Origin of the sequence: Micromonospora sp. NPDC051296, from assembly GCF_040682255.1 — a bacterium.
Lineage (GTDB): Bacteria > Actinomycetota > Actinomycetes > Mycobacteriales > Micromonosporaceae > Micromonospora > Micromonospora craterilacus.
This window is the reverse complement of record NZ_JBFBAO010000248.1, coordinates 1-10,675: the sequence shown is the minus strand read 5'-3', so window position 1 is coordinate 10,675 and position 10,675 is coordinate 1. Positions and strand designations below refer to the sequence as shown.

Annotated in this window: 11 protein-coding genes; 3 read left to right on the top strand and 8 right to left on the bottom strand. The window is 74.0% G+C overall.

Translation table 11 applies throughout. The features are described 5' to 3' along the window. Nucleotides 1–125 precede the first annotated feature (125 nt). The 5 genes from AB0M52_RS23345 to AB0M52_RS23325 form a co-directional block, all read right to left on the bottom strand. Entirely contained in the window at nt 126–1,346 is a 1,221-nt protein-coding gene (locus tag AB0M52_RS23345) for a dolichyl-phosphate beta-glucosyltransferase (RefSeq protein ID WP_363957300.1), read from the bottom strand. Between the two features lie 2 nt (nt 1,347–1,348). Then, nucleotides 1,349–3,604 (bottom strand): glycosyltransferase family 39 protein, encoded by a 2,256-nt coding sequence (locus tag AB0M52_RS23340; protein WP_363957297.1) that lies wholly within the window; start codon nt 3,602–3,604, stop codon nt 1,349–1,351. A 45-nt stretch (nt 3,605–3,649) separates the two neighbouring features. Next, nucleotides 3,650–5,092: a HAMP domain-containing sensor histidine kinase gene (locus AB0M52_RS23335; RefSeq protein ID WP_363957303.1), complete on the bottom strand. Its 1,443-nt coding sequence runs from the start codon at nt 5,090–5,092 to the stop codon at nt 3,650–3,652. A 17-nt stretch (nt 5,093–5,109) separates the two neighbouring features. Further along, entirely contained in the window at nt 5,110–5,856 is a 747-nt protein-coding gene (locus AB0M52_RS23330) for a response regulator transcription factor (protein ID WP_363957294.1), read from the bottom strand. 88 nt (nt 5,857–5,944) lie between these two features. Continuing rightward, complete coding sequence (locus AB0M52_RS23325; protein WP_363957291.1) at nt 5,945–6,169, bottom strand: hypothetical protein; 225 nt, start codon at nt 6,167–6,169, stop codon at nt 5,945–5,947. Between the two features lie 158 nt (nt 6,170–6,327). On the opposite strand from AB0M52_RS23325, the gene AB0M52_RS23320 reads away from it, so the two are divergent. The 3 genes from AB0M52_RS23320 to AB0M52_RS23310 all read left to right on the top strand — a co-directional run bounded on the left by AB0M52_RS23320 (nt 6,328) and on the right by AB0M52_RS23310 (nt 8,926). Further along, a complete protein-coding gene (locus tag AB0M52_RS23320) occupies nt 6,328–7,272 on the top strand; it encodes a serine/threonine-protein kinase (protein ID WP_363957288.1) in 945 nt (314 codons plus the stop codon). A gap of 82 nt (nt 7,273–7,354) precedes the next feature. Continuing rightward, complete coding sequence (locus AB0M52_RS23315) at nt 7,355–7,777, top strand: OsmC family protein (protein ID WP_111214587.1); 423 nt, start codon at nt 7,355–7,357, stop codon at nt 7,775–7,777. A 279-nt stretch (nt 7,778–8,056) separates the two neighbouring features. Beyond that, the gene (locus AB0M52_RS23310; RefSeq protein WP_363957286.1) at nt 8,057–8,926 is read left to right on the top strand and encodes a hypothetical protein; all 870 of its coding nucleotides are present in this window, start codon (nt 8,057–8,059) and stop codon (nt 8,924–8,926) included. 12 nt (nt 8,927–8,938) lie between these two features. Here the strand turns inward: AB0M52_RS23310 and AB0M52_RS23305 are convergent, their stop codons facing one another. From AB0M52_RS23305 to AB0M52_RS23295, 3 genes are all read right to left on the bottom strand, one after another. Beyond that, complete coding sequence (locus tag AB0M52_RS23305; protein ID WP_363957283.1) at nt 8,939–9,385, bottom strand: response regulator; 447 nt, start codon at nt 9,383–9,385, stop codon at nt 8,939–8,941. A gap of 58 nt (nt 9,386–9,443) precedes the next feature. Then, a complete protein-coding gene (locus tag AB0M52_RS23300; protein ID WP_111214590.1) occupies nt 9,444–9,794 on the bottom strand; it encodes an STAS domain-containing protein in 351 nt (116 codons plus the stop codon). A 78-nt stretch (nt 9,795–9,872) separates the two neighbouring features. Further along, the coding region (locus AB0M52_RS23295; RefSeq protein ID WP_363957280.1) for a cobalamin B12-binding domain-containing protein at nt 9,873–10,675 on the bottom strand (803 nt) is incomplete at its 5' end.

Genomic DNA, 10,675 nt, shown 5'->3' with positions numbered 1-10,675 from the left:
AGCTTCTTACGACCCTGCGGCCCTCGATCCCCGCGAACCTGGAACATCGCAACCCCTGAAACGATCAGCTGTTGCAACGACCCCTAGAACCCAAGGGCGTTAACAGGGGGCCCTTCCTTGCACCGTCAACGGCGGTGGTGCATGCCGAGTCGGAGCAGGACGAAGCGCAGCACGGTGGCGGCGAGGTTGGCCGCCACCAGCACCGCCAGTTCGACCGCTCGACCCGGGTCGGTCACGGCGTGCAGCGCGGCCAGCGAACCGCTGGTCAGCGCCAAACCGAGCGCGAAGGCCAGCAGCCCCTGGAGGTGGTGGCGGCCGGCGTGCCGACGGCCGGTGATGCCGAAGGTCAGCCGGCGGTTGGCGGCGGTGTTGCCGACCGCGGTGAGCAACAGCGCCAGCAGGTTCGCCGGCTGGGCACCGAGCGCGCCCCGGGTGAGGGTGAACAGCAGCAGGTACGCGCAGGTGCTGGCCACCCCGACGGCGGCGAACCGGACCAGCTGTCGGGGCAGCCCGGCGGGCACCCTCCCTGGCGGTGCCAGCGGTGCCCGGCCGAGCTGCGCCCGCAGGTCGGCCAGCGGCAGCGCGCCGGTGAGCAGCGCCCGGCCGAGGCGGCCGATGCCGCGCAGGTCGGCCAGGGCGGTGGCCACCACGTCCACCCGGCTGTCCGGGTCGTCGATCCAGTCCACCGGCACCTCGTGGATGCGCAGCCCGGCCCGCTGCGCGAGGACCAGCAGTTCGGTGTCGAAGAACCACCCGGTGTCCTGCACCAACGGCAGCAGCTCGCGGGCCACGTCCGCCCGGATCGCCTTGAACCCGCACTGCGCGTCGGAGAACCGGGCGGCGAGGGTGCCGCGCAGCAGCAGGTTGTACGCCCGGGAGATGACCTCCCGCTTGGCCCCGCGTACGACCCGGGAGGTCCGCGCCAGCCGGGTGCCGATGGCCAGGTCGGAGTGGCCGGAGATGAGCGGCGCGACCAGCGGCAGCAGCGCCGCGAGGTCGGTGGACAGGTCGACGTCCAGGTACGCCAGCACCGGCGCGTCCGAGGCCGACCAGGCCGTCCGCAACGCCCGGCCACGACCCTTGGCGGCCAGGTGCCGCACCACCACGCCGGGCAGCTCGGCGGCGAGGGCCTCGGCGACGGCCAGGGTGCCGTCGAGGCTGGCGTTGTCGGCGATGGTGATCCGGAACGGGTACGGGAAGTGCTCGCCGAGGTGCGCGTGCAGCCGCCGGACGCAGGGGCCGAGGTCAACCTCCTCGTTGTACACCGGCACGACGACGTCCAGCACCGGGTTCGACGCGGCGGGGCGGGCCCGCACGGCGGCCCGGGACTCGGTCGACTCGATCATCGTCACCCCTCCTTCCCGGTGCTGAGGTCGTAGACGGTGACCCCGTCGACGGTCTGCGCCGCGAAGTTCTCGGCGACCCAGGCGGCGATCTCCGACGACGCGGAGCTGCCGCCGTTGGTGCCACGGAAGCCACCACCGCCGACGAACCAGTGGATCTTGCCCTCGACCACGTACCGCTGGAACTGTTCGAGGGTGGGCGACGGGTCGCTGCCGTTGAATCCGCCCACGGCCATCACCGGCTCGCCGGTGGCCAGCTGGTAGCCGGAGGCGTTGTTCGAGCCCACCGTGGCGGCGATCCAGGTGTAGCTGACGCTGTCCCGCTCCAGCAGGGCCTTCAGCCCGGCACTGGGCTCGCGGGCGTCGAGCAGCCCGCCCATGCCACCCCGATCCTCGCCGGTCGTCCCCGCAGCACCGGGAAAGCCGGCGGCCGGGCCGCCGTCCTGCTGGCCCGAGGCGCTGCCGTCGCCGGCACCGGACTGGCCGCTGCCGCTCGGGAACCCGGGAAAGTCGGGTCGGCCGCCGGGGAAACCAGACTGGCCGTCGGTGCCGGACCGCCCGGTTCCGCCGTCGGTGCCGGTGCCCGGACGACCGGCCAGCCGGCCGCCGTCGCCCGGCCCGCCGGCGAAGCGCCCGGCTCCGCCGCCGGGACCGAACCCGCCACGCGTCTCGGGGCCGGCCGTGGGGATCGCCCCGGTGTGCGGGGTCGCCGCGGTCTGCGCCGCGTAGGCCGCCGGCCCGGCCAGCGCCGCCGCGCCGGCCAGGGCGAGCACCGGCACGACCACGAGGCGGCGGGAGAGCCGGTGGGCCAGCGCCAGGGCGAACGCCGCGGCCAGCCCGCCGACCAGCACGGCGGTACGCAGCCACGGGTACCAGTCCGGGGTACGGCCCAGCAGCGTGGCCGACCACCCGGCGGTGACCGCGACGGTGCCGGCCAGGGTGAGCGTGGCCGCGAGCCGGCGCCAACCCGGCGCGTTCGCGCGGGCCCGCCAGAGCAGGGTGGTGCCGATGCCGACCAGCGCGGCGACCGCCGGCGCCAGGGCCACCGTGTAGTACTCGTGGAAAATGCCGGACATGTAGCTGAAGATTCCGCCGGTGACCAGCAGCCAGCCGCCCCAGAGCAGCAGCCCGGCCCGGGCCCGGTCGGTACGCGCCGCCCGGCCGGCCAGCACCAGGCCGGCGACCAGCAGGATCAGCGCGGCCGGCAGCAGCCAGGAGATCTGGCCCCCGACCCGGTCCTCGAACATCCGCAGCAGGCCGGTCTGCCCGGAGAACGGACCGCCGCCGCCCGGACCGCCCCCACCGCCGACACTGCCGACCTCGTTGCCGGTGATCCGGCCCAGGCCGTTGTAGCCGAGGGTCAGCTCCAGCACGCTGTTGGACTGCGATCCGCCGACGTACGGGCGGGCACCGGCCGGCACCAACTCCACGACGGCCACCCACCAGCCGGCCGCCACCACCACGGCGAGCCCGGCCAGCAGAACCTGCCGGATCCGCCGGCCCAGCGTGGTCGGCGCGGCGACCAGGTAGACCGCGGCGAAGACCGGCAGGACCAGGAACGCCTGCAGCATCTTGGTCAGGAAGCCGAAGCCGACCAGGGCCCCGGCCAGCGCGAGCCACCGGGTGCTCGCCGTCTCCAGTGCCCGGACGGTGGCGTACGCGGCGGCGACCAGCAGCAACACCAGCAGGGCGTCCGGGTTGTTGAACCGGAACATCAGGGTGGCCACCGGGGTCAGGGCCAGCACCGTCCCGGCGATCAGGCCGGCGGCTGGGCCGTACCAGCGGCGGACCGTGGCGTACAGCAGGCCGACCGTGGCCACCCCGCACAGCGCCTGCGGCACCAGCAGCGCCCAACTGTTCAGCCCGAACAGCCGGACGGAGAGCGCCATCAGCCACAGCGAGGCGGGCGTCTTGTCCACCGTGATCGAGTTGGCCGCGTCCGAGGAGCCGAAGAAGAGGGCCGTCCAGCTCTGCGAGCCGGCCTGCGCGGCGGCGGCGTAGTAGGAGTTGGCCCAGCCGGAGGCCCCCAACCCCCACAGGTAGAGCAACCCGGTGCCCAGCAGCAGGGCGACCAGGGCCGGGCGATCCCAGGCAGGCCGGCGCTGACGCGCGCCGGCCGGCGGCGGGGCGGTGGCCGTGGGGGCCTGCGGGCCCGACGCAAGCAGGTGCGCCGTCGGCGTCGGCGGGACGGTGGGCACGTCGGGTCCGGGCCGGGCGGTGAGCGCCTCGGGCGCGGGCGACCGGGTGTCTGATCTGTCCATGCCGACCAGCCTCGGTGCGCGAGCTGTTCCGCCTCAGTGCGTCGGCTATGCGCCCGCTGTGGGATTCGGCAGCCGGACGGTGAACACGGTGCGCCCCGGGCGGGTGTCCAGCGAGACGGTGCCGTGGTGGGCCTCCACCACGGCGGCGACGATGGACAGGCCGAGGCCGGTGCTGCCGTGGGCCCGGGACCGGGAGCTGTCGCCGCGGGCGAACCGTTCGAACACCTCGGGCTGGAGTTCGGGCGGCACGCCGGGACCGTCGTCGGCGACGCTGATCTCGGCGACGCCGTCGGCCAGCCGCAGGCCGGTGGTGACGGTGCTGCCGGGCGGGGTGTGCACCCGCGCGTTGGCCAGCAGGTTCGCCAGCACCTGGTGGAGCCGGGCGGGGTCGCCGGGGACGCGGATGACCTCCCCCGGCAGGTCGAGTTGCCAGCGGTGTTCCGGGCCGGCGACGTGCGCGTCGCTGACCGCGTCCACCACCAGTGCGGTGAGGTCGACCGGCTCGACCGCGAGGGGCCGGCCGGAATCCAGCCGGGCCAGCAGCAGCAGGTCGTCGACGAGGCTGGTCATCCGGGTGCTCTCCGACTCGACCCGGCGCAGGGCGTGCGCCACGTCGGGCGGGACGCGGTCGCGACCCCGGCGCGCCACCTCGGCGTAGCCGCGGATCGCGGCCAGCGGCGTACGCAGCTCGTGGCTGGCGTCGGCGACGAACTGGCGTACCCGGGTCTCGCTGGCCTGCCGGGCGGCGAGCGCGGCGGCGACGTGCCCGAGCATCCGATTGAGCGCGGAACCGACCTGACCGACCTCGGTACGCGGGTCGGTGTCGGCCGCCGGTACCCGTTCGGAGAGCGCCACCTCGCCCCGGTCCAGCCGCAGTTCACTGACCCGGCCGGCGGTGGCGGCGACCCGACGCAGCGGGCGCAGCGTGGCCCGGACGATCAGCGCCCCGGTGCTGCCGGCCACGAGCAGCCCGGCGGCGGCGACGCCGGCCTGCGCGGCCACCATCCACCAGACCGTCTCCTGCACTCCGGCCAGCGGTATGCCCAGCACCCGTACGGTCCCGGCGGCGGACTGGCGGGCCACCAGCCGGTAGCTGCCCCGGTCGCCCAGGTCGCGGCTGTGCGGCTGGCCGTCGCTGGGCACCCCGGCCAGGGCGGCCACCTCCTCGACCGGTACCGCCTGTTCCTGGCGGCCGACCAGCGTCCACGCTTCGGTGACCCGCCCGTCGACGACCTGCGCGCTGATCGTGCCGGGTGGGAAGCCGCGCGGGACCCGCACGTCGGGCCAGGGACCCTGGCCCGGACCCGGGCCCGACTCCCACGGCGCACCGCCCCGGACCCCGGACATCGGCAGGAGCTGCTCGTCGACCCGGGAGATCAGGAAATGCCGCAACGCCACCGTGGTGAGGCCGCCGATGGCCAGGCTGACCACGGCGAGCAGGGCGACCAGGGTGACCACCAGGCGGGTCCGTAGTGACCAACCGGCCAGCCACCGGCGCACGGTGCTCACTCCGCCGGCTTGAGCAGGTACCCGGCTCCGCGCAGCGTGTGGATCATCGGCTGGCGGCCGGCGTCGATCTTCTTCCGCAGGTACGAGATGTACAGCTCGACCACGTTGGCCTGGCCCCCGAAGTCGTAGTTCCACACCCGGTCGAGGATCTGCGCCTTGCTCAGCACCCGGCGGGGGTTGCGCATCAGGTAGCGCAACAGCTCGAACTCGGTGGCGGTGAGGGTGACCAGCTGGCCGTCGCGGCGTACCTCGTGGCTGTCCTCGTCCAGGGTGAGGCCGCCGACGGTGAGCACCGCATCCGGTCGGGTGGCGACGGCGAAGCCGGAGCGGCGCAGCAGGGCCCGCAGCCGGGCGATCACCTCTTCCAGGCTGAACGGCTTGGTCACGTAGTCGTCGCCGCCCACGGTGAGGCCGGCGATCCGCTCCTCCACCGCGTCCCGGGCGGTCAGGAACAGCACCGGCACCGTGGCGTTGTCCTCCCGCAGCCGGCGTAGCACCTGGAAGCCGTCCAGGTCGGGCAGCATCACGTCGAGCAGCACCGCGTCGGGCTGGAACTGCCGGGCGACTCGTACCGCGGCCATCCCGTCGCCGGCGGTACGCACCTGCCAGCCCTCGTAGCGCAGCGCCATCGACAACAGGTCGGTCAGGGTCGGCTCGTCGTCGACGACCAGCACCCGGACCGGTTCGCCGTCGGGCCGGCGCAGCTCGACGCGGCCCGGTCCGACCTCCCCCTCGGTCAACATGGTCCCCATGGTGGGCCGACGCGCTGGGCCCCGCTTGTGCGGATCCTGTGCGTCAGCTGTGCAGGTGCCGGCCGGGCCGGCCGGTGCGTCACTCCGTCACGCCGACCGGGTCGGTGCGGACGAAGCGCATCGTCCAGGTGCCGGTTCCGTCGGGTCGGTGGCGGGCGTAGAGATGGTCGGCGGCCGGCGTGGGCGCCGCCTCGGGTCGGCGCAGCACCCACAGCCGTGGTGGCGCGCCGTCCGGGCCGGCCGGTAGCGCCCGGACCAGGTCGTTGGCCGGGCCACCGACGAAACGTACGGTCACCTCACTCATCACCCGCTCCGCCTCCAGACTGCCCGGCACCTCGGCTCGCACGCTAACCCCACCGGCCGCCGCGCGAGGCCGGTTTGCCCTGATCGGCGGCGGGGTACCGTGCCGACGCCGCGGGCGCGCGCGCCGGGGCGGGGTACCACGAGGGCGAGGAGCGGTCGATGAGAACGCTGGACGGGCGGTACCGGCTCGAACAGCGCGTCGGCGTCGGCGGCATGTCGGAGGTCTGGCGGGCGCACGACGCGGTGCTGGACCGGACGGTCGCGGTGAAGCTGGTGTCGCCCGGCCAGCCGGACGGCCCGGCGTCGGTGGAACGCATCCGCGCCGAGGCCCGGTCCGCGGCCCGACTGGTCCATCCCAACGTCGCCAGCGTGCATGACTTCGGCACCTACGCCAGCTCGACGGGCGAGGCGCCGTACATCGTGATGGAGTTGGCCGAGGGGCAGACTCTCGCCGCCCACCTGCGCACCGGCCCGCTGGACTGGCGGATCGCGGTGCGGGTGTGCGCGGAGGTGAGCGCCGCCCTCGCCGCCGCCCACGCGCACGGCATCGTGCACCGCGATGTGAAACCGGCGAACGTGATGCTCACCCCGAGCGGGGTGAAGGTGCTCGACTTCGGTATCGCCACCCCGACCGGTGCCGCCGACCCCGCGCCCGAGGGCATGGTGGTCGGTACCCCCGCCTACCTGGCCCCGGAGCAGCTGCACCGGTCTCCGGCCGCCCCGGCAGCCGACATGTACGCCCTCGGCGTCCTGCTCTACTGCTGCCTGACCGGGCGGCTGCCGTACCCGGCTGAGAGCGTGACCCAGCTGCTCGGCCTCGACCGGCGGCAGCCCCCGCAGCCCCTGCCCGAGGTCCCCGGCCTGCCTGCGGAGGTGGCCGACCTGTGCCGGCGCTGCCTCGCCGAGGACCCGACCGGGCGGCCGAGCAGCCTGGTCGCCGCGCTGCTGCTCGCCGAGGCGGTGGACGCCCGGGTGTACGTGCCGATGCTCCAGCCGCTCGCGGTCCGGCAGCGGCCGGCGTCGGTGACCCCGTGGACGGACCGGGCGGCGGCCGAGGTCACCGAGGCGGCCGTCGGGGGCCGGTGGAGCCGGCCCGGCGGGTGACCCTGGCAGCCGGCCGCCGGTTGGCCGGAGTTTCACCCGATCGGGCTCGGGTAGCCGGGCGGGGAGTGACGGGAGGAACGTGATGCCGAGTTCCTGGCTGAACGAGGTTGCCACCGCGACCGCCGAGGGCGGCCATGTCCGCACCGACGACGGGGCGCTCTCCACCACCCTCGCCTCGCCGCTGGCGCCGCACTGCACCGGGCTGACCCCGGAGCAGCTGCTCGCCGCGGCCTTCGCGTCCTGTCTGCATCACGCGGCGGTGGAGGCGGCCGGCAGGATCACCGACGAGGCGCACACCGTGCAGGTACGCGCGGAGGCCAAGCTGGGACGCGACGACGACGGCCGGTACCGGGCCGACGTGCATGCCTCGATCTCCTCCGTGGGCCTGACCCGGCAGCAGCTCGCCGAACTGGTCGAACACGCCGACCGGCTGTGGCCGTTCTCCAGCGGGGACGACAGCCGGCACCGGCTCACCGTCACCCCGGCGGAGAACGGCCGGCGCTGACGGCGGCTGGCCCGTCCACCCCAACCGGAGCCTCCTTCGGGCCGACCCGACCATCGTCCGTTCGGAGGAGGTCCGGCGAGGCGGCCATCGACGCCGACAAGATCGGCCTTTGATCCCGTCTTGCTCATCCATATCCGGCATTAGCGGAACGACGGATTACTGTCAGTCATCCCTTATGCCACTGCTCACGGAGAATCACCCGACGGATAGCCGCAAATTGTGACGCATGCCACCAACCGACCCGGTGGCAGCGGGCCGAGGGCTTTCTAGCCTCGGCGGGTGCATCCCGACGACCAGATCGACCAGAAGCTGACCCCCCAGCAACCGGCGAGCCGTTCGGCCGAAGGAGCATCATCCGAACGGGTGATCGGCCGGCATCGGGCGGCCGTACCCCCGCGCCGCGGTGTCCGCGCCCTGCTGGGCTCCATCCCGTTCCGGGTGGCGCTGGCCACCGGCGTGGCCTGCGGTCTCGGCGCGGCAGCCGTGGCCTCGGCCCCCGACACCGACGAGGTACCCGCGGCGCAGGTGGCCGAGGCGGTCGCCGACCGCGCGCTGGCGGACGACGTCGCCTCCCGCTCCCTCGAACGCAGCGCCGCCCCCACGCCGGCCAGCCCCAGCCCGAGCGCCTCCCCGACCGTTTCGCCGAGTGCCTCCCCGACCGCCAAGCCGTCGGCCAGCCCCACGCCGAAGAAGACGCCGGCCAAGCCGAGCCCGCCCAAGCCCGTCGCCGGGCTCACCCAGGCGCAGATGAACAACGCCAAGGTGATCGTGGATGTCGGCGTGGACCTGAAGCTGCCCCGACAGGGCCTGGTCATCGCCGTCGCCACGGCGATGCAGGAGAGCACCCTGCTCAACTACGCCAGCGGCGTGCTGCCCGAGTCGCAGGACTACCCGCACCAGGCCATCGGCTGGGACCACGACTCGGTCGGGCTGTTCCAGCAGCGCCCCAGCAGCGGCTGGGGCACCGTACGCGACCTGATGCGGCCGGCGTACGCGGCCCAGGCGTTCTACGAGGCGCTGCTGGAGATACCCGGCTGGCAGGAGATGAGCCTGACCCTGGCCGCCCAGGCCGTGCAGATCTCCGCCTACCCCTACGCGTACGCCCAGCACGAGGAGCGGGCCGCCACCGTGGTGGCCGCACTGACCTGACCCCTGGCCGCGTCAGGACCGCTTGGGCAGGACGACCACCCGACCGAAGAACTCGTCGATGCGGTGGACCACGTCGTTGAAGTCGTCCAGGTCGATCGGCTTGGTGACGTACGCGTTGGCCTGCAACGTGTAGCTGCTGATGATGTCGGTGTCCGCGTTCGAGGTGGTCAGCACGACGACCGGGATGGTCCGCAGGTCGTCGTCGCCCTTCACCTCGCCCAGCACCTGGCGACCGTCCATCCGGGGCATGTTCAGGTCGAGCAGGATCACGTCCGGGCGGTGGGCGCCGCTGTGCCGGCCCTCGCGGCGGAGGAACTCCATCGCCTCCTGACCGTCGCCGACCACGTCGATGACCTTGTCGACGTCGGAGGTCGCCAGGGCTTCCTCGATCATGAGCACGTCGCCCGGGTCGTCGTCCACCACGAGGATGCGAACCGGGTCCAGGGTGCGAGTGCCCATCGTTACCTGCCTCAGGTCGGCGAGGACGGGACCTGCCGGTCCCGCGCTGGCGGGAAATCTAGCCCATTCCCGGGCGATCCGTGGCCGCCGGGTCGTCGGCGCCGTAGCCCAGCACCTCGGCCAGGCCGGTCACCTTGAGCACCCGTTCGACCCGGCCGGTCGCGCCGGTGACCCGCAGCCAACCGCCGTCGGCGGCCGCCCGGTTGTCACCCCGCACGAAAACGGCGATGCCGGTCGAATCGCAGAACGTGAGATCGGTCAGGTCGACCAGGAGCCGGCGTTCCCCGGCGGCGGCCAGCCGGTCGATGACGGCATTGAGCTGGGGGGCGCTGGCCATGTCGAGCTCACCGACGAGGCGCAGGCGGGTCGGCCCGCCGTCGCGCTCGACGTACGTGACGGTGAACGTCACGAGGTCCCCCTCCCGCCGCCCCGGGGCGGACGCTTGCAGTAGGGCAAGTATAGAGCGCGCCGCACGGCGGGCCGGAGTTTACGCCCTCGGTGGCGAAATGATCGGGCCCACCGCCGGCAGCACCCGCCAACCCTCCTGGAGGTAGCCCGCCGCACGCGGAAAGTCGTGCAACGCCCGGGCGTAGTGGCGCAGGGTGGTCCCGACCGCGGCGGCCGGCACACCCCGACTATCCAGGACGGCCACCAGCCAGTCGACGAACTCGGTGAACAGCGAGCCGTCGTCGACGTAGAGCGCGGCGGCGAGAAAGTCCAGAATGTAGCCCAGGTCGCTGACCGTCGAGTCGAGCTGGGCGGGGCTGTAGTCGCGGGTCGCCGGCACCCGCTGCGCCAGGTCGGCCAGCGCACTGTCGATCAGCTCGGCACGCCGGCCGACCAGGCCGGCGTACTCGTCGTCGGCCAGGTGGGCCAGGTCGGCCGGCGGGCCGGCCCGCAGCGCCCGCTCGTCGGCGAGCAGGTCGGCCGCCGCAGGCCCGTCGGGTGCCCAGGCCACGCCGAGCCGTCGCGCCCACCGGCCGTCCGCGCCGAAGCCCCGACCGCCGACCACGACCGGCACGTCCAAGCGTTGACACGCCTCGATCATCCGGTGCGCGTGCGGCAGCCGCATCGGCAGCGCACAGGCCAGCGCGACCGCGTACGCGTCGTGCCGGTGCAGGTACGACACCAGGTGCGCGGCCGGCACGCTGGCACCGAGGAAAGTGACCTGCCAGCCACGCAGCCGCAGCACCTCGGCGACCAGCCGGGCCGGCAGCGCATGCCACTCACCGTCCATGCAGGCCACCACGATCCGGTCGCCGGTCGGCTGGTCATCGGCGTACCCGGCGA